This window comes from Comamonas odontotermitis, from assembly GCF_014207855.1.
In the GTDB taxonomy this organism is placed as follows: domain Bacteria; phylum Pseudomonadota; class Gammaproteobacteria; order Burkholderiales; family Burkholderiaceae_C; genus Comamonas; species Comamonas odontotermitis_A.
In genome coordinates, this window is record NZ_JACHKZ010000045.1 from 1 (window position 1) to 20,033 (window position 20,033).

A 20,033-nucleotide genomic window follows, 5' to 3' on the forward strand; every position below is an offset into this window, starting at 1 on the left:
CAGTTTGTGGTGCGGTACTTGCGCCGACCCCAGTTCGTCTCACTCATCATCCGAGCCTACTACCGCTGCGGCCCGGATTTGTGCAACAAAGCCGAGCGCCTGCGACTGGAGCACCTGGCAATTACGGCTTCACCTTGACTTGCGATACCGGCACCTACACCGGCACCTTGACCGTGCCTGCGAACGGAACCACAGCTTCTGGCTCAGTCAATGTGCCAGTAGGCGCTAATTGCACATCGCTTGTCACCACCGAGCCAACGGCGCCAGCCAACTACAGCTGGAGCCCCGAGACCGCAACGCTCACGCCCGGTCCCATCACGTCTGCGTCGACGGCGGAGATCACCGATCCGCTGAACCTCAATCAGGTTGCTCTTCCCATCAGGCTGAATGTGACCGGAGCACCTGCGACTGGAGCACCTGGCAATTACGGCTTCACCTTGACTTGCGATACCGGCACCTACACCGGCACCTTGACTGTGCCTGCGAACGGAACCACAGCTTCTGGCTCAGTCAATGTGCCAGTAGGCGCTAATTGCACATCGCTTGTCACCACCGAGCCAACGGCGCCAGCCAACTACAGCTGGAGCCCCGAGACCGCAACGCTCACGCCCGGTCCCATCACGTCCGCGTCAACGGCGGAGATCACCGATCCGCTGAACCGCAACCAGATCTCTGTTCCGGTGACCGTGACAGTGACCGGAGCGCCTGCGACTGGCGCGCCTGGCAGCTATCCATTCACACTGGTGTGCGACGGAACTTCCTATACCGGCTCGGTGACCCTCACAGGGACCAGCACCACCGGCACAGGTAGTATCAATGTGCCTGAGGGAGCGAATTGCACAACGCTGACTGAAACAGGTAAACCAACGGCGCCAACCAGCTACACCTGGGGCCCTGTAACCGCAACCCCACCTGTGGGACCCATTGCACCCGGTGCAACTGCCTCCATCACCAATCCGCTCACGCGCGGCCAGATTCCGGTCACCATTACCGTGAATGTGACCGGAGCGCCTGCGACTGGCGCGCCTGGCAGCTATCCGTTCACACTGGTGTGCGACGGAACTTCCTATACCGGCTCGGTGACCCTCACAGGGACCAGCACCACCGGCACGGGGACCGTCAATGTGCCTGAAGGCGCCAATTGCACAACGCTGACTGAAACCAGCAAACCAACGGCGCCCACCAGCCACACCTGGGGCCCTGAAACCGCAACCCCACCTGTGGGACCCATTGCCCCCGGTGCAACTGCCTCCATCACCAATCCGCTCACGCGCGGCCAGATTCCGGTCACCATTACCGTGAATGTGGCAGGGGCTCCTGCGGCCGGTGCACCTGGCAGCTATCCGTTCACACTGGTATGCGACACGGGTACCTATACCGGCTCGGTCACCCTCACCGGTACGGCGACTACGGGTTCCGCCACGGTCGATGTTCCCGAAGGCGCCAATTGCACGACGCTGACTGAAGGCAGCAAGCCAACAGCACCCACCAGCTACACCTGGGCCCCTGAAACGACCACGCCGCCTGCAGGCCCCATTGCAACCGGTTCAAGTGGCACGATCAATAACCAGTTGAATGCACCTTCATTGACGGTCAGCATTACGCCAGACAAGACGGTGGTGGTACCCGGTTCGTCGGTGACCTATGCCGTTAACGTCGGCAATGGCGGCCCGATCAATAGCGACCCGGACACCAAGATCGTTATCAGCGTGCCTGCAGGTGAGCAAGTCACCAGTGCCGTACCTGGCAATGGCTGGGTCTGCTCGCCAACCACGGGTACCGGTCCGTTTGATATCACTTGCGTAAAAGCAGCTGGCGTGCCCGCAGGGGCCGCTAACGAGCCTGTGGTGACACTGGTCGTCACCAAAACGACCACGGCAGCTATCACCAATACGGCCAAGGTGACCTCTGGCGATGCAGCCTGCGTCTCGACCCCGGCGGCTGCAAGGTGCGAAGCCAGTGCAACGGTAACAAGCGCCGCTCCACGTGAGCCTGCGCCCGTGCCAGCCAACTCGCTTGCCATGTTGCTGTTGGCAGGGCTGGGCTTGATAGGCCTTGCCTTTGCACGAATCAAGCGTAGCTGACGCAATCGGAGCCGCTAACACAGCCTTATAAATCAAAAATTGGCCTTCAAAAGGGCACCTGGCGTACCAGGTACCCTCAAGAGCAAAGATTGATATCGGGTTGTGTTGGCGGGTTTTTTATACCGTTTAAACGAAAATCAATTTATTAAGATGTATTAATGAATTGAGTTTAATTGAATGAAATTAGATTTAATCCAATTTAATTTAATTGAATTTAATAAATAAAAAATGAATTTACATAGACATGAAAATAATCATGTCTTCGATGAAATTTGAGCGCCGCAGCGGGCGGTACTACTTGCACCGCCAGCGGCAATGGGACAGTCAGCGACACCATTGCAACCTTCCCTGTGGGCGCTGTTGTCACCTATACCGTGACGGCCACAGTGAGCAGCGCGCCTCCGGCCACCATCACCAACACGGCGCGAGCGTTACCCCATCCGGTGGAGGCGTGTGCGGGGTTGATATGAAGGCCGCACAAGCGAAGGCTGCGTCAGTGATGGCACCACCATGCACGGCATCTGTCACCGGCAGCTCCACACCACAGCTGCAGATCAGCAAGACGGCAGACCTGCAGACGGTTGCCGTAGGTGGAACGATCGAGTACACGGTGACGGTGATCAATGGCGGAAGCGTGCCGGCAGACGGTACGGTGATCGGTGACCCGATCCCCGAGGGCATCGCCAGCCAGCTGTGGACCTGCAGAACCAGCGCAGGCGCAGTCTGCGCGGGCATTGGAAGCGGAGCCATCAGCGACACGATCACAAGCCTTCCTGTGGGTGGCTCGGTGGTCTACACGGTCACTGCAAAGGTGAGTTTCACAGCGCCCAAGGTGATCACCAATGTAGCGACCATCACGCCTTCAGCAGGTGGCAACTGCACGCCGTGCACTGCAAGCGCGGCTACGGCAGTGCAACAGAGCTCGACGCCAACGCCTGTGCCAGGCTTGAGTCAATGGGGCATGGGCTCAATGCTGTTGTTGATACCAATGGTTGTAGGTCTGTTCCCAAGCAGGCGATCCATTGCATGTTGTTTTTCCTCTGAAGCGAGAAGCTGAATTAAGATATTTCTTATCAATATCTAAAGTGCCATCGTAATCATGGATAAATAATCACTTGACGTGCATCAAGAATTATCGGCGCAGCCTTGGATTGTGAAGGGCGTGTGCCGTGATTTCCCTGAGTTGGCCGCTGTGGCGCCGATGGTATGTTGGAGGTATTGCCTGGAACGCTCTGGAGATTTTGAATGCAGCAACAGCTCACGCTTTTTCGCACTTCTCGCCATGCCTTGACCGCACTGGCCCTGGCTGCGGCCCCCTGGGCCCAGGCGGTCTGCCTGGACGATGCGCAGATTGCGCAATGGGTTCAATCCTACGAAGCCAGGACGCCTGCCGCCAATCCACCCGAGATGAGCCCAGAAGACGGCAAATGTACGCGCAACAAGCTTATGGCCGCTTTTGAGGCCGCGGGTCGCAAACCTGTTGGCTACAAAGCGGGGCTGACCAGCGCCGCCGTACAAAAGCGCTTTAATACCGATCAACCAGTGTGGGGGCGCCTCTACAAAGGGGCGTTGCTGGCCAACCGCACGGTAGTATCTGCCAGCTTTGGGGCACGGCCCCTGTTCGAGGCCGATATGGTAGTGCGCGTGTCCAGCACGGCCATCAACCGCGCCACGACACCGCTGCAGGTACTGAACAGCATTGACCGCGTGGTGCCTTATATCGAGCTGCCCGATCTGATGGTGGAGGACCCCAAGACCTTGAACGGCGCGTCTGTGGAGGCGATCAATGTGGGCTCGCGCTTGGGCGTGATTGGCGATTCGATACGCATCCCAGCATTCCGTGATGAGCGCTATGCCTTTTTGGCGGCGCTGCAGGGCATGGAGATCACCATCAGAGACCAGACCGGCACCAAACTGGGTGGGGGGCGCGGCGGCGACCTGATGGCACAGCCACTCAATGCCGTCATCTGGCTCACGCAGGCGCTGCAGAAAGAAGGCATCGCGCTGAAAGTGGGTGACTGGGTGAGCCTGGGATCATTCTCGGCCTTGCTGACGCCATCGGCGGGCCAGACCATCACCATCGACTACCAAGGCCTGCCGGGTGCGCAACCCGTGGAGGTTACCTTTGAGTGAATTCGTCACGAACGGATCGGTACGAGTGCATAGGTGACGGCAAGGGGTGGGGTGGATAACCGATAATCGCCGCAGTCCGCATGGCTGGCGGTGGGGCGTTTGGCGCCCCGCGTACGGTCGATTTTGCTGTTGTTTTGATAGCTTTTGGTGCCGCCCGTGTTGCACCAGGCCGTGATTTATGTCCGAACTCTCCCCCCGATCCGTCGCCCATGCCGCCGTAGAGCTGCCCATGCCCGCCGAGGTGATTGCCGAGCTCACGCCCACCATGCGAAGCGTGGTGGAACGCATGGCCCGTGCCCAGCATACGCCGATGTGGGAGCTGACCGTGGAGCAGGCGCGACAGGGCTACGAGGTGGGCTCTGGCGTGCTGGAGATTCCCAAGCCCGCGCTGGACCGTGTCGAAGACCTGCACATTCCGGCGCGCGATGGCTACCAGATTCCTGCACGGCTGTACGCAGCCACCTGGGATCCGCTGCAGCCGGTGCTGCTGTTCACGCACGGCGGCGGCTTTACCATCGGCAGCGTGGTCACGCACGATATCCTGTGCCGCGAGCTCGCGCACCAGGCCGGGTGCATGGTGATCTCGGTAGATTACCGCCTCGCGCCGGAGCATAAATTTCCTATCGCCAGCAATGATGCCTGGGACGCGCTGCAGTGGCTCGCGCAGCAGGGCATGCAGCTGGGCGCCGATACCCGGCGCATGGCCGTGGGTGGCGACAGCGCGGGCGGCACCCTGGCGGCGGTCAACGCCATTTTGGCGCGCGATGCCGGCATTTCGCTGGCGCTGCAATTGCTCATTTACCCCGGCTGCGCCGCGCACCAGGATACGCCTTCGCATGCACGGTACGCGCAAGGCCCCATCCTGACCGAGCCCATGATCAGCTGGATGTTCGCCAACTACACCCGCACCCCGGCTGACCGCAACGACTGGCGCTTTGCTCCGCTTCTGGCGCCGGATGTGCGCGGCGTGGCACCTGCCAGCCTGCATCTGGCGCAATGTGATTCGCTGGTGGATGAAGGCGTCATGTACGCGGACAAGCTGCGTGCGGCCGGCGTGGCGGTAGAGCTGGATGTCTACCCCGGTGTGGCGCACGAATTTGTGAAGATGGGCCGCGCGCTGAAAGAGGCAAGAGCCTGCCACGCGAACATGGCCAAGGCACTGCGGGCGGCGTTTGATTGACATGACGAAGGTGGATGCCTCTGCAATTTCGCGCTGCAAATCTGCGCTGCGTTTGCGGCTGGCGTCGGCTCCCAAACTCCTCCTGCTTTTTTTGCTTGGCGCATGGATAGTTGATTTTTTTGTATTTGTTTGCAGCGAATCCCAAGTCTCCTTTTACATACTTGCTACCGCGACGTTATGTATTCTTGGCTGGGCCAACCACATTTGTCTGGGAGCGATCGAGCACCTGAAGGATTTGGGCAAGTGGATCGCAGGAATTTTGTTTGATCTTTTGTTACTGGTTCTGCTGTATGCAATGTGCATCCTGGCGCTGTCGCTCTTTTTGCCAGCGTATCAGTGCTATGGGTCACGGGCCAAGGTTGCCGAAGCATTGATGGGTGTGGCTTTTTTAAAAAATGAAATCACTGACCGAGCGGAAAAGGCCGGGTTTTTAAGCGATGCTGGAAGATCCCTGGCAGTGCCTCAAAACAAGCAGATCGCAGGAGGAATGGTCTCCCCCGACGGGCAGATCTTTGTCGTTCTGGAAGACCCTCCCGCAGTATTCACTTTGGTTCCGGCAATGCGGGCTGGAAGAATTGAATGGAGCTGCGAAGGCTATCCCATCAAATACATGCCGGCGCCTTGTCATAAATCGCGCTGATTGTTTTTTATTGTCTGTCCTATGTCTGTTACGCCAATCATTCTATTTTCTCAACCCGCCCAGTCCCTCAGCGAGTTCCGCTGCCGCAACCGCCAGCGCGTGCGCTGGTCGGAAGTGGATTTGCAGAAGGTCGTCTTCAACGCCCATTACCTGAACTATGTCGATATCGGCATGTCCGAATACTGGCGCCAGTTGGCGGTGCCGTATGAAGAGGGCACGCAGCGCCTGGGTGGCGAGCTGTTTTTGAAGGCCACGCAGATCGAGTACCATGCCTCGGCCCGCCTGGATGATGTGGTCGATATCGGTATTCGCGTCACCCGCCTTGGCACTACCTCGGTGCAGTTCGAGGCGGGCATTTTCTGTGCCGACAGGCTGCTGGTTTCAGCCACCATGGTCTATGTGTTTGCCGATGGCGCGCAGCGGCCGGTACCCTTGCCAGATGCCTATCGCCAGATGGTGCAGCGTTACGAGGCGGGCGAGGAGATGGTGGAAGTCAAGACCGGCAGCTGGAACGTGCTGGGCCAGGAGGCGATGCGCCTGCGCATGCAGGTGTTTGTGCGCGAGCAAGGCATTCCCGAGGAAATCGAGGCTGACGAATTTGATGTGACCTCACTGCATGCCGTGGCCATCAACGGCCTGGGCATGTGCGTAGCCACGGGCCGCATGCTTCCCAGCGTCAACCAGGAAAGCCGTGCAGATGTGATGCGCATCGGTCGCATGGCGGTAGCTCGCCCCTTGCGCGGCACCCAGCTGGGCCGCCAGGTGCTGGATGCGCTGGTGGATGCTGCACGCCGTCAGGGCAAGCGTCAGGTGGAGCTGCATGCGCAGTGCACGGCAGAGAATTTTTACCGCCGCGCCGGGTTTTCCGTGGTGGGTGAACTGTATGAGGAGGCGGGCATTCCGCATGTTTCGATGACCAAGGATTTGTAGAAAAACCCTTGCAGGTGCTAACTGGATGCGCGCCTGAACTTTGTTTTTGATAGCAACTGGTGCATTGCCATCTTGCCAAATAAAAAGCCGGGGCTGGTTTCCCAGTCCCGGCGAGGAGTGATGGTCAAGATGCGCTTGAGTAGTTGTAGCGTTCTGCAAGTGGAGCCAACATGGCAGCTCCTGCTTGCAAAGTCGCTCAATTTTATCAAAAACTCTGGCAATCGTGCCAAAATTCCTTGCGCAACAGGCACTTGGCGAAAAATTGGCGGAAAGCGGCAGTTAACTGTCGTATTTTTGATGAATCCACAGCCAGACGCCTCGGTGAGAAAGGCGCAAGGCGAGGGTCGCTCCACTCAGAACGTGTTTACGATCTCCTCGCGCCGCGACAGTGATTTTCGGGGCGCCCGGCTAGGGATGGGCTGCGAGGGGCGCGCCTAGCGGCGCAGTGCGCAGCCAATAGCCAGCTATTGGCAAGCGCTGCAACGACGCAGACCGCCCCTAGCCGGGCGCCCTGACCGGGCGCCCCCAAACCCACTGTCCCTACGGGTTGGAGTGAAATCGGGCGATTTCTGTGGGCTGACCCTTGCTTGCACCCCGGTGCAAGCTGCGGCCCAGCGCTTCGAACTCATCCCGATTGCACTCCAACGCGGCTGCGTAGAGATCGTAAACACGTTCTCAGATATCGTCCTTCAGTGCATAAGGCAGTGCCAGCACCTGCAGCGCGGGGCCGGTGCTGCTGCCCAGGTGCAGGGCGTCGGCGGCAGCGGCAATCTGCATCGACACCAGTGCTTCGAACCCGCTGGGCGTTGCGGCAGCCTGTACCACGGTGCCTACGGGTTGCTCGGCGTCATTCGCGGTAAATACTTCCTGGCCCACGGCCGGTTGTGCAGGCGATGCCACACGGTACATGCGCCGCTTGAGCGTACCGCGGAACTGGCTGCGCGCCACGACTTCCTGGCCCGGATAGCAGCCTTTCTTGAAGCTCACGCCTTCCACCGATTCAAAGTTCACCATCTGGGGCACAAAGGCATCAACCATGGGCTGCGTGATGAGCGGCACCCCCGCCTGCACCAGTGAGAGCAGCCATGCCGCCGCATCCAGCCGCGGGCTGTTTGCCACCGCATCGGGCAGGGGGCTACCACTGGGGGCGGCCAGCAATGCACGGCTTTCGCCGCTGGCGGCAAAGAGGCGCACAATGGATGCATCGCCCAGTTGCGCGGTTTGCCAGGGCGCCAGGCCGCGGGCTTCTGCGGGCACGGCATCGCCGGCCAGGCCGATCAGCTGCACGGCATCAGTGGCGTCGCTCATCTTGACCTTGGCGCGCAGCACGAACATGGACAGGCGTTTGAGCGTTGCAGCCAGCACATCGCTGCTGGTGATGAGCCAGAATTCACCAGCGCTACGTTTGATGACAATAAAACTGGCCTGCATGCGGCCTTTGGCGGATAAAAAAGCCGCTAGGCGGGCCTGGCCTACGGGGAGCAGTTGCACATCGTTGGTCAGCTGCCCTTGCAGAAAGATGGCGGCGTCTTCGCCTTCGGCGCGGATCACACCCAGGTGCTGCAGGGCGAGATGCCCTTGTAATGCTTGTGTCATGGGTGAATTATGATGCGCGATCCATTGCACAGAGGTGGTAGGGTTGTGAAGCGTTTATTGGTGTTGATCGTGGTGGCGGCGCTGGCCGTGGCGGGTGCGGGCTACTGGTGGCTGCACCAGCCGATTGTGGCGGGCGACAAGCCCGTGGAGCTGGAGATCGAGCCCGGCACACCGCCGCGCGCTGTGGCGCAGGCCGTGCAGGCAGCGGGCATCGGCGTTAATGCCGATCTGCTGTACTGGTGGTTCCGCCTCTCGGGGCAGGACCGAAAGATTCGTGCAGGCAACTACGAAATTCCTGTGGGCACCACGCCGCAGAGCATGCTGGCGCGCCTGGTGCGTGGCGAAGACAGCCAGCGCGTGCTGACGATTGTCGAGGGCTGGAACTTCCGGCAGGTGAGGGCGGCGCTTGCCAAGGAAGAGAACCTCAAGCACGACAGCGCGGTGATGACGCCCGAGCAGATCATGGAAGCGCTGGGCAAGCCGGGCATGGCGGCAGAAGGGCGCTTTTTCCCGGATACCTACGCATTCTCCAAGGGCAGCAGCGATATTGCCTTGCTGCGCCGCGCCATGCAGGCCATGGACAAGCGGCTGGAGGCTGCCTGGTCGCTCAAGCAGGAAGACAGCCCGCTCAAGTCGGCAGATGAGCTGTTGATTCTGGCCAGCATCGTCGAGAAGGAAACCGGCAAGGCCGCCGACCGGGGGCTGGTGGCCGGGGTGTTTGCCAACCGCCTGCGCATCGGCATGCTGCTGCAGACCGACCCCACGGTGATCTACGGCCTGGGTGACAAGTTTGACGGCAACCTGCGCAAGCGCGACCTGCAGACCGATACGCCATGGAACACCTACACGCGCACCGGCCTGCCGCCCACGCCAATCGCCATGCCGGGCAAGGCATCCCTGATGGCTGCCGTGCAGCCCGATAAGACCAAGGCTCTGTACTTCGTGGCCCGGGGTGATGGCAGCAGCCATTTCAGCGAGAGCCTGGACGAGCACAACCGGGCGGTCAACACCTTTCAGCGGGGCAAGTGAGCGGGCGCTGGCCTATCCAGCAGCAGTCCAACCTGCTGCCCAATCCGGCTCTCAAGCTGCGTACAATCCTGCGCAGCATGACACCCACCCATTCCGCTCCTTCCGCATCGGCCCAGCGCGGCCTGTTCATCACCTTTGAAGGCATTGATGGTGCCGGCAAGTCTTCGCACATCCAGGGTCTGCATGATGCGTTTGTGGCAGCAGGGCGCACGGTGGTGACGACGCGCGAGCCGGGTGGCACGCCGCTTGCGGAAAAGCTGCGCACCCTGTTTCTGCACGAGCCCATGGATGCGCTTACCGAGTCGCTCCTGGTATTTGCTGGCCGAAGAGACCATTTGCAGCAGGTGATCGAGCCCGCGTTGGTGCGCGGCGATGTGGTGCTGTGCGACCGTTTTACCGATGCCACGTTTGCCTACCAGGGAAGCGGGCGGGGTTTCGATCTCGGTGTGCTATCGAATTTGGAGCGTATGGTGCAATCCGATCCGTCGTTGGGGGCTGATTTTGTTCGTCAGCCGGACTTGACCGTGTGGTTTGATCTGCCCACCGAGGTGGCGGCCGAGCGCCTGGCCCATGCGCGTGTGCCTGACCGGTTTGAATCGCAACCCCAGGCCTTTTTTGCGCAGGTGGCCGCCGGATATGCGGCGCGCGCGGCTGCACAGCCCGGGCGCTTTGCACGGATTGATTCCAACCAGCCGCGTCCGGACGTATGGCAGGCCGTGCGCGCTGCCGTTGCCCGGCGCGGCTGGCTGGCAGTGGAGGCCTGAGCATGGCGGCGTCTGAAAAAAACACGGCGCAGCCAGTGGCACCGATGGTTGCACCATGGATTGCACAACAGCGAGATGCCTTGCTGAAGCAGCGCGGCCACGCCTGGTTGCTGCAGGGGCCCTCTGGCCTGGGGCAATTTGCGCTGGCCATCGAGCTGGTGCGTGCCTGGCTGTGCGATACGCCCGGTGAGCACGGCGCCTGCGGGCATTGCGCGAGCTGTCATGCGATTGACGTGCACGCGCACACCGATCTGTGCGTGCTGATGCCTGAGACCACCATGCTGGCCCTGGGCTGGCCCTTGCCCGAGAAGGCACAGGCCGATATCGACGACAAAAAGCGCAAGCCCAGTCAGGAAATCCGCGTTGATGCGATGCGCGATGCGGTGGAGTTTACCCAGCGCACATCGGGCCGCGGCAACGGCAAGGCGGTGCTGGTGTACCCGGCCGAGCAGATGAATGCCATCACCGCCAACGCTTTGCTCAAGACTCTGGAAGAGCCGCCGGGTGACGTCCGCTTTGTGCTGGCCACCGAGGCCGCGCACCAGCTTTTGCCCACCATCCGCAGCCGCTGCCTCTCACACACCATGCAGTGGCCGGTGGCAGACGCCGCCAGCGCCTGGCTGGCCGGGCAGGGCGTGCCTGCAGACCAGATAGCGGGCGCCTTGCAGGCCGCAGGCGGCCGACCCGAAGATGCGCTGGCCCAATTGCAGGCCGGGCGCGCTCCCCAGGTCTGGAAAAAATGGCCCAAGGAGCTTGCCCAGGGCCAGGCAGGGGCACTGGCCAGCCTGGCGGGGCCGCAGGTGGTGGATGCGCTGCAAAAGCTCTGCCACGATCTGCTGATGCTGCGCGTGGGGGCTGCACCGCGCTTTTTTGACAAGGCCGATCTGCCCGCTCCGCCGAGCCTAGCGGTGCTCAGCCGCTGGAGCAAGGCACTCACGCAATCAATGAAGACCGCAGACCATCCCTTCAACCAGGGCTTGATGCTGGAGGCATTGGTGGCGCAGGCCGCATCGGTATTGCAATCGCGCCGGTAATGGGGTTTGGCTGCCATTTTGGCGATTTGCCTGGGTAGCTTGCCTCAAGCGGGCTGGCGGTTTTTTTAGGAAAAGTGGTGCACGCGCATCAACCACGCACCGTTTTCGCTATGTGCTTGATAGCTGACACTACATTTGGTTATCCTTGCAGCCTATGAACAGTCCTATCCCCGCATCTGCTGCGTCCGCAGCTTCTGCCGCTGCTGCGCGCCCCAGTGTGCTGCAACTGGCCATCAAGGAAAAGGCAGCGCTGTACGCCGCCTACATTCCCTTGTTCAAGGATGGCGGCATTTTTGTGCCAACGCCCAAGGATTACGCGCTGGGAGACGATGTATACCTGCTGCTCACACTGCCGCAAGACCCACAGCGCTATCCCATTGCTGGCAAGGTGGGCTGGGTGACGCCTGCAGGTGCCAGCGGCAACCGAACCCAGGGCATCGGCGTGCGCTTCCCCAAAGACCCCAAAACCGACGAGTTGCGCTACAAGATCGAACAGATCCTGGGCACGGCGCTGCAAGCGGATCGCGCTACGCAAACCATCTGATCGGCCCTATCTGCCTCTCTCAACCCTGTCTGACAGGGTTTTTTGCTTTTATGGACAGCCGCAAAAGCGCCTGAGCAGAGACAATAGCGGTAATTTCTTGATCTGAGCTATGCGGGTGATACTGGGCGAGGGCGTTCCCCTTGGCTGCACACGCTGCATATTCCCGACCCCATTGATATTCAAGGCATTCCTGCGGGTGCCAGTTGTTGACGTTTTGATGTTTACCGATTCCCACTGCCATTTGAATTTTCCTGAGCTGGCGCAGGATCTGGCGGCCATCCGCGCCAAGATGGCCGAAGCCCAGGTGACGCGCGCTCTGTGCATCAGTTGCACGATGGAAGAGTTTCCTGACGCGCATGCGCTGGCCACCAGCTACGACAACATCTGGTGCAGCGTTGGCGTACACCCCGACACCGAGGGCCTGACCGAACCGAGCGTGGACGATCTGGTGCAGCGCGCGGGCCTGCCGCGTGTGGTGGCGATTGGTGAGACCGGGCTTGATTACTACGGCATGGAAGACCGCAAGGGAGGCCGCACGATTGCTGATCTGGAATGGCAGCGCGAGCGCTTTCGCACCCATATCCGGGCTGCGCAGCAGGTGCAAAAGCCGCTGGTCATCCACACGCGCAGCGCTTCTGAGGACACCTTGCGCATTCTGTGCGAAGAGGGCGAAACCGGTGGCGTGGGCAGCGCAGGCGGTGTCTTTCACTGCTTTACTGAAACCATGGAAGTCGCGCGCGCCGCGCTGGATCTGGGCTTTTACATCTCATTCTCGGGTATCGTTACCTTCAAAAGCGCCCAGGATCTGCGTGACGTGGCGGCCTTTGTACCCGAAGACCGGCTCCTGATTGAAACCGACAGCCCCTACCTGGCGCCGGTGCCGTTCCGCGGCAAGACCAATACGCCCGCATACGTGCCCTTTGTGGCAAAGCAGATTGCCCAAGTGCGCGGCATGTCGGAGGAAGCAGTGGCAGAAGTCACCAACCGCAACTTTGACCGGCTGTTCCCAGGAGTGCTGTTGTAATGCTGTTCCACAAGAAAAAGCCTTTGGTGCGCTACCATAAAGCGCTGGTAGCTATTGTTTTTGCAGCATCTGGCGGCTTGGCGCAGGCAGGCTCCTACGATGACTTCTTCACCCGCATCATTCGTGACGATGCGCCCGGCATTGCTGCCCTGGTCAAGCGCGGCTTTGATCCCAACACCGTGAACGAGCGCGGCGAGACAGGGCTGACGCAGGCCTTCAAGCTTGACTCCTACCGTGCTGCCAAGGGGTTGATCGATTTGCCCTCCACCAACGTGAATCTGCCCAACAGCAAGGGCGAGACGCCGCTCATGATGGCTGCCATCAAGGGGCAGGTGGATTTGGCCAAGGCCTTGATCGCCCGCGACGCCGATGTGAACCGCGAAGGCTGGACACCGCTGCACTATGCTGTATCGGCCCCCAGCGAAGATGGTTCCGACCTGAAAATGGTGGCGCTCCTGCTGCAGCACCACGCCTACATTGATGCGGCATCACCCAATGGCACCACGCCGCTGATGATGGCTGCGCAGTACGGCACCCGCAGCGCGGTCGAGCTGCTGATTAAAGAGGGCGCTGACCCCAAGCTGAAGAACCAGCAAGGCCTGACGGCGGTGGACTTCGCCACCCGGGCGGATCGCGCCGAAGTGGTGCGCTGGCTGGCCCAGGCGGGTGGCGCAGCAGGCGGCACCAAAGCAGCAGCTGGTTCAGCGGCTGGCGCGGTGGATGCAACCAAGCCCGCCGCCGCGCCGGGCGTGCATGTGCCGCAGCAACCGGCCTTTCCGCAGGGCAAGCGCAAGATACAAAGCAACTGGTGATGGCTGGCCAGTGGCTGGCTCGCTGATTTTCATGAAACCATGCGCTGGCGTGCGCCAGTAAAACGCCTTAATTGCAAAATCTATAGCAAAAAGCCCTAAACCTTCTGAAAGGTTTGGGGCTTTTTTGGGTGCAGAGCTGGGGGGCGTCAGTTGGGGCGCGACTGCAGCCGGGCGTACAGCCCGCCCAGCTCCATCAGTTGTGCGTGCGTGCCTTGCTCCACCACCTGGCCGCGTTCCATCACCACCACGCGATCGGCATGCTCGATGGTGGAGAGGCGATGCGCAATCACCACGGTGGTGCGGCCCCGCATCAGCCGCGCCAGGGCCTCCTGCACCAGCCGCTCCGATTCGGTGTCGAGCGCAGAGGTGGCTTCGTCCAGAATCAGGATCGGTGCATCCTTGTACAGCGCGCGCGCAATGGCCAGGCGCTGGCGCTGGCCGCCTGACAGCTGGTTGGCGTTGTGACCAACCATGCTGTACACGCCCTGTGGCTGACGGGCTACAAAATCCTGCAGGTTGGCGGCTGCTAGGCACTGCTGCAGGCGTGCTTCGTCGACTGGCGCGCCCAGGGCCACATTGGCGGCAATGGTGTCGTTGAACATCACCACATCCTGGCTCACCATGGCGAACTGGCTGCGCAGGCTGTGCAGATCCCAGTCATGCAGCAACACGCCATCGATGCTGACGGAGCCGCTGGAGGGCTCGACAAAACGCGGCAGCAGGTTGACGAGGGTGGTCTTTCCTGCGCCCGAGGGTCCCACCAGAGCCACCACCTCACCCGGATGGATGATGAGTGAGAGATGGCTCAGAGCAGGGGCCTTGTCGCTGCCAAACTCCACGGTCACATCGCTCAGTTGAATGGCGCCGCGTGCCTTGTCCATACGGTGCTGGCCACTGGCTTCGGGTGGTACCTCGCCCAGCAAGCCCAGGCCGCGCTCCAGTGCTGCCACGCCGCGTGTCAAAGGGTTGGCCACATCGGCAAGGCGCCGGATGGGTGCAATCAGCATCAGCATGCCGGAGATGAAAGAGATGAAGCTGCCAACCGTAACTTCCTGGGCGCTCACAGCCGTGGCGCGGCTTTGCCACAATGCAATGCAGATCACGACGGACAGCGCAACGGCTGCCAGCAGCTGGGTGAGCGGCGTCATGGCAGCGGACGCGATCGTGGCCTTGATGGCCAGTTGGCGAAGCCTGCGGCTCAATGCCAGAAAGCGGCCTGCCTGGGCGGGCTGGGCGGCATGGATGCGCACCACGCGGTGAGCGAGCACGTTCTCCTCCACCACATAGGCCAGCTCGTCCGTTGCCTGCTGGCTGGCCTTGGTAATGTGATAGAGCCGTTTCGAGAGCTTTTTCATGATCCACGACACGCTGGGCAGCAGCACCGCCACGATCAAGGTGAGCTGCCAGTTCGTATAGAGCAGGTAAAGCAGCAATGCAATCACGGTGAAGCCGTCGCGCGAAAGCATCAGAAGCGCCTGGACGATCAGCGTGGCGCCGTTCTGTACCTCGTATACAACGGTATTGGACAGCGCGCTGGCCGATTGCTTGGAAAACAGGCTCAGGTGCGCGTCCAGCACGCGGTTGAACAGGTTCTCGCGCAGGCGCATCATCCCGTCGTTGGCAATGCGCGCCAGCGCGTACTGATTGATGAATTGCGCAACACCCCGAATGAAAAAAACGCCAACAATTGCTACCGGCACGGCCCACAGCGGCAAGGTGCCACCGGTGAAGCCCTTGTCCACCAGCGGCTGCAGAAGGGCCGGAATGGCCACTTCGGTACCGGCCACCACCACCGTGGCCAGCACAGCGAGCACCCAGGTCCAGCGCTGGTAGCCAAAGTAAGGAGAGAGGCGTGAGAGGCGGGCGCGTAGTGACAGCTGGGCTACCGTGCTAGCAGGATCACTGCCCGAAGGCGCTGGCGCGGTCGCAGATGCATGCGCAGAAGATGGTTTTTCTGTTGTGGACATGTGTGCAAGATTCTAGAATGACCGGCTGTCTTCCTTGGAAGATAATAGTGATTTTGTAGGGTGTGTAACATCCTGCTGCCTTCTGAGGCATGTTCGGTATACATTGCGCATTTATGATGGTCGGTAATGACTAAAAAACGCTTCCCATCTATTTCTTCGGAGGCGGCCAAGCCGCTGTTCCATCGTCGTCACCTTCTCGGCGCTGCACTGGCAGCCCCAGCACTCCCGGCACTGGCGCAGTTCCATGTCGAAATCAGGGGTGTTGGCATCAGGCAGTATCCCATTGCCATTCCCCAGTTCCGCGGTGAGGGCGGTGCTCCCCAGAAAATCTCGGCCATCGTGCAGGCCGACCTGATCCGCAGTGGCCTGTTCAAGGCGGTGGACGCTTCGGGCGAGCAGCTCGACGAAACCTCCCGCCCGGATGTGGCCAAATGGACTGCCAAGGGCGCGGAATACCTGTCGGTTGGCAGCGTGGCGCGTGGCGGCAACGGCTTTGATGTACGCTTTCGCCTGTGGGACGCCGTCAAAGGCGCTGACCTGGGAGGCCAGAGCTACAACGTGCCGCAGGCAGACTTGCGCTTGGTAGCGCACAAGATTGCCGACTACATCTACGAAAAGATCACTGGCGAGAAGGGCGTGTTCTCCACCCGCATTGCCTATGTCACCAAAAACGGGGCCCGCTACACCTTGTGGGTAGCCGATTCGGATGGTGAAAACGCACAATCGGCGCTCTCCAGCCCCGAGCCCATCATCTCGCCCACCTGGTCTCCCGCAGGCACGCAGCTCGCCTACGTGTCGTTTGAATCGCGCAAGCCTGTGGTGTACGTGCACGAAGTGTCTTCAGGCCGCCGCCGCCTGATCGCCAATTTCCGGGGCTCCAACAGTGCGCCAGCCTGGTCGCCGGACGGCAGCACGCTCGCTGTCACCCTCAGCCGCGATGGCGGCTCGCAGCTCTACACCATCCCATCGAGCGGTGGCGAGCCGCGCCGCCTGATGCAAAGCAGTGGCATCGACACCGAGCCCACCTATTCGAAGGACGGCCGCTATATCTACTTTGTCAGTGATCGGGGCGGTGCGCCGCAGATCTACCGCGTGGGCGCCCAAGGGGGCAGCGCCGAACGCGTGACGTTTAGTGGTTCCTACAACATCTCTCCCTCTATCAGTCCTGACGGCAAGACACTTGCTTACATCACCCGTGCCGGTGGTGGCTATAAATTGCAGGTCATGGACTTGGCTTCCAGTTCTGTAACATCGGTTACCGATACCAGCAACGACGAAAGCCCCAGCTTTGCTCCGAACAGCCGACTCATTGTCTATGCCACCCGCGAAGGAGGCCGTGAAGCGCTCATGACCACGACGCTCGATGGCAAGATCAAGGCACGACTGGCCGGGCAGAATGGAGACATCCGTGAGCCCGATTGGGGCCCATACCAACCCTAAAACAAGAATTTTGCTAGTGTTCTGAGTCAGTACTTTTATACGAGAAATCCTTTCGGAGAGTTTTATGTTGTCGTTCAAAAAAGCTTCGTTGGCCCTGGTGGCCGCTGCCGTGTTGGCTGGTTGCAGCTCTGCACCTTCTCTGGATAACGCCCCTGTGGAAGACAAGGGCGCTGCAACTGCTGGCAATGGCGCAGGCACCGGCGGTGCAGGTCAGAGCACCGTGGGCGGTGTGGACCTGAACCAGAGCGGCGCCAACGGCCAAGGCCCCGTGGGCGTTGCCCGCGTGATCTATTTCGACTTCGACAGCTACTCTGTCAAGCCAGATTTCCAATCCACGCTCGACGCGCACGCCAAGTTCCTGAAGGCCAATCCTTCGCGCAAGGTCATGCTTGAAGGCAACACCGACAACCGTGGCGGCCGCGAGTACAACCTGGCACTGGGCCAAAAGCGTGCCGAAGCCGTGCGTCGCTCGCTGAATGTGCTGGGCGTATCCGACAACCAGATGGAAGCCGTCTCCTTTGGCAAGGAAAAGCTGGCTGCTGAGGGTAATTCGGAAGACGCACACGCACAAAACCGTCGCGTTGAACTGAACTACCGTTAATAGGCTCCATGATCCTCACTCGCAGAACTCCTCGTTTGATAGCGCTCGCTGCCCTGTGGGCATGCGCTAGCGCCTCTCAGGCCGCACTGTTTGAAGATGCCGACGCGCGCCGCGCCATTCTGGAATTGCGCCAGCGTGTCGACCAGGTTACGCAGGGCAGCAACCAGAACGGCGAAGACACCTCGCAGGTGCGCCGCAGTCTGCTGGATTTCCAGTCCCAAATGGAATCCATGCGTGCCGAGATGAACAAGTTGCGCGGCGAAAACGAGACCCTGCGTCGTGAGGTCGCCGATTTGAAGCGCGGACAGGCAGACCTGGCCAAAGGCATGGAAGCACGCCTGCAGCAGTTCGAGCCTGTCGCCGTCACGGTGGATGGCCAGGAATTCAAGGCCGACCCCGCTGAAAAGCGCGATTTTGAAGCAGCGCTGGGCGTATTCCGCAGCGGCAAGTTTGCCGATGCAGCCAGCGCTTTCAGCAGCTTCATCCAGCGTTATCCCAAGAGTGGCTATGTGCCATCCGCGCGCTTCTGGCTCGGCAATGCCTACTACGCCACGCGTGATTACAAACCAGCCATCAGCAATTTCCAGCAAATCCTGGCCACTGCGCCGCAACACATGCGTGCGCCCGATTCGGCATTGTCGATAGCCAACTGCCAGATTGAGCTCAAAGATACCAAGGCTGCGCGCAAGACCTTGGAAGACCTGCTCAAGGCCTACCCGGAAAGCGATGCGGCCAACGCGGCCAAAGAGCGACTCTCCAAACTCAAGTGATATGAGCGATCTGTCTCCTGTGGCGTCCGATCGGCAGGGCGCCGAGGTGGACGCAGATCTCCTAAGGCGTTTTGGCGGCCTGGATCGCCTTTTTGGTGTTCGCCCCGCCGCGAACATGCGGTCGGCATGCATAGCCGTTGTCGGCATTGGAGGCGTTGGGTCATGGACTGCGGAGGCGCTGGCTCGCAGCGGTGTCTCGCATCTGCGCCTGATCGATCTGGACAATGTGGCCGAATCCAATATCAATCGCCAGATCCACGCACTCTCCAGCACCATCGGCATGGCCAAGGTCGATGCGATGCGTGAGCGCATCGCGCAGATCAATCCGCACTGCCGGATCGATCTGGTCGAGGACTTTCTGACCCCCGAAAACTGTGCCGCGTTATTGGATGGCGTCGATGGTTTTGTGGATGCATGCGACCAAGTGCGCGCCAAGGCTGCCATGGCTGCCTGGGGCTTGCGCCACAAACGTGCCTTTGTCTGCATTGGCGCCGCCGGCGGCAAACGCCATGCCTGGAAGGTAGAGCAGGACGATCTGGCCCATACCACCCATGACCCTTTGCTTGCCCAGGTGCGATACCGTTTGCGCAAGGAATATGGCGCACCCAAAGATGGCAAAAAGATGAATGTGCCCTGCATTTTCAGCAAAGAGGCAGTGGCCGGCCCCGATCCCTCATGTGCCGTGGACGGCGATGGCTCACTCAACTGCCATGGCTACGGCTCATCCGTAGCGGTGACCGCAACCTTCGGCATGTGTGCAGCAGGCTGGGTCATGGAAAAAATGGCATTTTTGAAAAAATGACAAAAAACTTACGCTACAATCTATGTCTGTTGTGAGCGAGGGAGCTTTATATAGCGACTGAGCAAGCCAAGGCGGGTCTTTAGCTCAGTCGGTAGAGCAGCGGACTTTTAATCCGTTGGTCGCGAGTTCGAATCTCGCAGGACCCACCAAGAAATTAAAATGAATCAAGCACTTATGGCAATGAATGCTGTAGGTGCTTTTTTCATTTCCCCCCTTGGTATGTTTTTTGCCAGAAATTTGCCAGTTTTTCAACGGAACCCCTGGCTAGGTTCCGTTGTATGGTTGGTTATTGCTTTGGTAGCGATTGAATCCAAGTGACCAACAAAGGTCCTACACTTGCGGCAAGGGTGTAGGTGCCTTCGCCAGCCTTCCTAATCTTGTCTAGGTTGTCAGCGACTTCGGCAGTTTTTTTGATTACTGCTCCAGCGCGAGCAAACAGGCTCTTCGCAGGTTCGGAAGCCTGAGCGTGTTCAGTTTCCACGCGTGATTTTTCAATCGTGTATGCGCCAGCTACTTGATGCAATGCCTCTTCAATGGGTTTTACACCTTGCACGCGGTACACCTTCAAAGCAGCACGGATGGCGTCTATTGGCTTTGTTGCATAAATCGGTTTGAGACTGAGTCTCCCCAAACCCCAGACGTAGTTATGCCACGGCCACCGTTTGGGGCGTGCCCAGCTCGGT

Annotated in this window: 21 protein-coding genes and 1 tRNA gene; 18 read left to right on the forward strand and 4 right to left on the reverse strand. The window is 60.2% G+C overall.

Annotation, left to right across the window (positions count from 1 at the left end; all coding sequences use genetic code 11):
• Window positions 1–80: 80 nt before the first annotated feature.
• From HNP33_RS19870 to HNP33_RS19900, 7 genes are all read left to right on the forward strand, one after another.
• A complete protein-coding gene (locus HNP33_RS19870; protein WP_184711616.1) occupies window positions 81–2,084 on the forward strand; it encodes a DUF5979 domain-containing protein in 2,004 nt (667 codons plus the stop codon).
• Between the two features lie 272 nt (window positions 2,085–2,356).
• Window positions 2,357–2,554: a hypothetical protein gene (locus tag HNP33_RS19875; RefSeq protein ID WP_184749497.1), complete on the forward strand. Its 198-nt coding sequence runs from the start codon at window positions 2,357–2,359 to the stop codon at window positions 2,552–2,554.
• Complete coding sequence (locus HNP33_RS19880) at window positions 2,551–3,141, forward strand: DUF11 domain-containing protein (protein WP_184749498.1); 591 nt, start codon at window positions 2,551–2,553, stop codon at window positions 3,139–3,141. Before HNP33_RS19875 ends, HNP33_RS19880 begins: the two co-directional genes overlap by 4 nt.
• 188 nt (window positions 3,142–3,329) lie before the next feature.
• On the forward strand, window positions 3,330–4,217 hold the full coding sequence (locus HNP33_RS19885) for a 2-keto-4-pentenoate hydratase (protein ID WP_184711614.1): 888 nt from the start codon (window positions 3,330–3,332) through the stop codon (window positions 4,215–4,217).
• A gap of 229 nt (window positions 4,218–4,446) precedes the next feature.
• On the forward strand, window positions 4,447–5,397 hold the full coding sequence (locus HNP33_RS19890; protein ID WP_233464627.1) for an alpha/beta hydrolase: 951 nt from the start codon (window positions 4,447–4,449) through the stop codon (window positions 5,395–5,397).
• 1 nt (window position 5,398) lies between these two features.
• Window positions 5,399–6,037 carry a pilin gene (locus HNP33_RS19895; RefSeq protein ID WP_184711613.1) on the forward strand — a complete coding sequence of 213 codons (639 nt, stop codon included), beginning with the start codon at window positions 5,399–5,401 and terminating at the stop codon, window positions 6,035–6,037.
• Between the two features lie 21 nt (window positions 6,038–6,058).
• The gene (locus tag HNP33_RS19900) at window positions 6,059–6,967 is read left to right on the forward strand and encodes a YbgC/FadM family acyl-CoA thioesterase (protein WP_184711612.1); all 909 of its coding nucleotides are present in this window, start codon (window positions 6,059–6,061) and stop codon (window positions 6,965–6,967) included.
• Window positions 6,968–7,642: 675 nt separating this feature from the next.
• Here HNP33_RS19900 and HNP33_RS19905 read toward each other — a convergent pair.
• The gene (locus HNP33_RS19905; protein ID WP_184711611.1) at window positions 7,643–8,563 is read right to left on the reverse strand and encodes a YgfZ/GcvT domain-containing protein; all 921 of its coding nucleotides are present in this window, start codon (window positions 8,561–8,563) and stop codon (window positions 7,643–7,645) included.
• Window positions 8,564–8,572: 9 nt separating this feature from the next.
• Here HNP33_RS19905 and mltG point away from each other — a divergent pair, with 9 nt between their 5' ends.
• The 4 genes from mltG (at window position 8,573) to HNP33_RS19925 (ending at window position 11,934) form a co-directional block, all read left to right on the forward strand.
• Window positions 8,573–9,592, forward strand: a complete 1,020-nt coding sequence (gene mltG, locus HNP33_RS19910) for an endolytic transglycosylase MltG (RefSeq protein ID WP_184711610.1) — start codon at window positions 8,573–8,575, stop codon at window positions 9,590–9,592.
• A 77-nt stretch (window positions 9,593–9,669) separates the two neighbouring features.
• On the forward strand, window positions 9,670–10,356 hold the full coding sequence (tmk, locus tag HNP33_RS19915; RefSeq protein ID WP_184711617.1) for a dTMP kinase: 687 nt from the start codon (window positions 9,670–9,672) through the stop codon (window positions 10,354–10,356).
• A gap of 2 nt (window positions 10,357–10,358) precedes the next feature.
• A complete protein-coding gene (locus HNP33_RS19920) occupies window positions 10,359–11,390 on the forward strand; it encodes a DNA polymerase III subunit delta' (RefSeq protein WP_184711609.1) in 1,032 nt (343 codons plus the stop codon).
• Between the two features lie 154 nt (window positions 11,391–11,544).
• The gene (locus HNP33_RS19925) at window positions 11,545–11,934 is read left to right on the forward strand and encodes a PilZ domain-containing protein (protein WP_184711608.1); all 390 of its coding nucleotides are present in this window, start codon (window positions 11,545–11,547) and stop codon (window positions 11,932–11,934) included.
• Window positions 11,935–11,953: 19 nt separating this feature from the next.
• Here the strand turns inward: HNP33_RS19925 and HNP33_RS19930 are convergent, their stop codons facing one another.
• Window positions 11,954–12,175, reverse strand: a complete 222-nt coding sequence (locus HNP33_RS19930; RefSeq protein WP_184711607.1) for a hypothetical protein — start codon at window positions 12,173–12,175, stop codon at window positions 11,954–11,956.
• On the opposite strand from HNP33_RS19930, the gene HNP33_RS19935 reads away from it, so the two are divergent.
• Entirely contained in the window at window positions 12,152–12,958 is an 807-nt protein-coding gene (locus tag HNP33_RS19935) for a TatD family hydrolase (protein WP_184711606.1), read from the forward strand. The two genes, HNP33_RS19930 and HNP33_RS19935, sit on opposite strands and share 24 nt — an antisense overlap.
• Entirely contained in the window at window positions 12,958–13,770 is an 813-nt protein-coding gene (locus HNP33_RS19940; RefSeq protein WP_184711605.1) for an ankyrin repeat domain-containing protein, read from the forward strand. The genes HNP33_RS19935 and HNP33_RS19940 overlap by 1 nt, the downstream gene beginning before the upstream one ends.
• Before the next feature lie 146 nt (window positions 13,771–13,916).
• On the opposite strand, the gene msbA is transcribed toward HNP33_RS19940, so the two are convergent.
• Complete coding sequence (msbA, locus tag HNP33_RS19945) at window positions 13,917–15,737, reverse strand: lipid A export permease/ATP-binding protein MsbA (RefSeq protein ID WP_184711604.1); 1,821 nt, start codon at window positions 15,735–15,737, stop codon at window positions 13,917–13,919.
• Between the two features lie 126 nt (window positions 15,738–15,863).
• Between msbA and tolB the strand changes: the two genes are divergently transcribed.
• The 5 genes from tolB (at window position 15,864) to HNP33_RS19970 (ending at window position 19,499) form a co-directional block, all read left to right on the forward strand.
• Entirely contained in the window at window positions 15,864–17,177 is a 1,314-nt protein-coding gene (gene tolB, locus HNP33_RS19950; RefSeq protein WP_184711603.1) for a Tol-Pal system beta propeller repeat protein TolB, read from the forward strand.
• A 64-nt stretch (window positions 17,178–17,241) separates the two neighbouring features.
• The gene (pal, locus tag HNP33_RS19955; RefSeq protein WP_184711602.1) at window positions 17,242–17,778 is read left to right on the forward strand and encodes a peptidoglycan-associated lipoprotein Pal; all 537 of its coding nucleotides are present in this window, start codon (window positions 17,242–17,244) and stop codon (window positions 17,776–17,778) included.
• A gap of 8 nt (window positions 17,779–17,786) precedes the next feature.
• Window positions 17,787–18,548: a tol-pal system protein YbgF gene (ybgF, locus tag HNP33_RS19960; RefSeq protein WP_184711601.1), complete on the forward strand. Its 762-nt coding sequence runs from the start codon at window positions 17,787–17,789 to the stop codon at window positions 18,546–18,548.
• Window position 18,549: 1 nt separating this feature from the next.
• The gene (locus HNP33_RS19965; RefSeq protein WP_184711600.1) at window positions 18,550–19,350 is read left to right on the forward strand and encodes a tRNA threonylcarbamoyladenosine dehydratase; all 801 of its coding nucleotides are present in this window, start codon (window positions 18,550–18,552) and stop codon (window positions 19,348–19,350) included.
• A 73-nt stretch (window positions 19,351–19,423) separates the two neighbouring features.
• Window positions 19,424–19,499 (forward strand) — tRNA-Lys (locus HNP33_RS19970).
• Window positions 19,500–19,636: 137 nt separating this feature from the next.
• On the opposite strand, the gene HNP33_RS19975 is transcribed toward HNP33_RS19970, so the two are convergent.
• A partial coding sequence (locus HNP33_RS19975; protein ID WP_221452149.1) for a hypothetical protein occupies window positions 19,637–20,033 on the reverse strand: 397 nt, incomplete at its 5' end.

Bases quoted from the DNA above. Each gene is read 5' to 3' on its own strand.
- HNP33_RS19935 (WP_184711606.1), top strand. From the start codon at position 12,152: ATGTTTACCGATTCCCACTGCCATTTGAATTTTCCTGAGCTGGCGCAG.
- HNP33_RS19965 (WP_184711600.1), top strand. From the start codon at position 18,550: ATGAGCGATCTGTCTCCTGTGGCGTCCGATCGGCAGGGCGCCGAGGTG.
- HNP33_RS19925 (WP_184711608.1), top strand. From the start codon at position 11,545: ATGAACAGTCCTATCCCCGCATCTGCTGCGTCCGCAGCTTCTGCCGCT.
- HNP33_RS19905 (WP_184711611.1), bottom strand. From the start codon at position 8,563: ATGACACAAGCATTACAAGGGCATCTCGCCCTGCAGCACCTGGGTGTG.
- HNP33_RS19940 (WP_184711605.1), top strand. From the start codon at position 12,958: ATGCTGTTCCACAAGAAAAAGCCTTTGGTGCGCTACCATAAAGCGCTG.
- msbA (WP_184711604.1), bottom strand. From the start codon at position 15,737: ATGTCCACAACAGAAAAACCATCTTCTGCGCATGCATCTGCGACCGCG.
- HNP33_RS19930 (WP_184711607.1), bottom strand. From the start codon at position 12,175: ATGGCAGTGGGAATCGGTAAACATCAAAACGTCAACAACTGGCACCCG.
- pal (WP_184711602.1), top strand. From the start codon at position 17,242: ATGTTGTCGTTCAAAAAAGCTTCGTTGGCCCTGGTGGCCGCTGCCGTG.
- HNP33_RS19920 (WP_184711609.1), top strand. From the start codon at position 10,359: ATGGCGGCGTCTGAAAAAAACACGGCGCAGCCAGTGGCACCGATGGTT.
- HNP33_RS19890 (WP_233464627.1), top strand. From the start codon at position 4,447: ATGCCCGCCGAGGTGATTGCCGAGCTCACGCCCACCATGCGAAGCGTG.
- tmk (WP_184711617.1), top strand. From the start codon at position 9,670: ATGACACCCACCCATTCCGCTCCTTCCGCATCGGCCCAGCGCGGCCTG.
- mltG (WP_184711610.1), top strand. From the start codon at position 8,573: ATGATGCGCGATCCATTGCACAGAGGTGGTAGGGTTGTGAAGCGTTTA.
- HNP33_RS19895 (WP_184711613.1), top strand. From the start codon at position 5,399: ATGACGAAGGTGGATGCCTCTGCAATTTCGCGCTGCAAATCTGCGCTG.
- HNP33_RS19880 (WP_184749498.1), top strand. From the start codon at position 2,551: ATGAAGGCCGCACAAGCGAAGGCTGCGTCAGTGATGGCACCACCATGC.
- ybgF (WP_184711601.1), top strand. From the start codon at position 17,787: ATGATCCTCACTCGCAGAACTCCTCGTTTGATAGCGCTCGCTGCCCTG.
- HNP33_RS19900 (WP_184711612.1), top strand. From the start codon at position 6,059: ATGTCTGTTACGCCAATCATTCTATTTTCTCAACCCGCCCAGTCCCTC.
- tolB (WP_184711603.1), top strand. From the start codon at position 15,864: ATGACTAAAAAACGCTTCCCATCTATTTCTTCGGAGGCGGCCAAGCCG.
- HNP33_RS19885 (WP_184711614.1), top strand. From the start codon at position 3,330: ATGCAGCAACAGCTCACGCTTTTTCGCACTTCTCGCCATGCCTTGACC.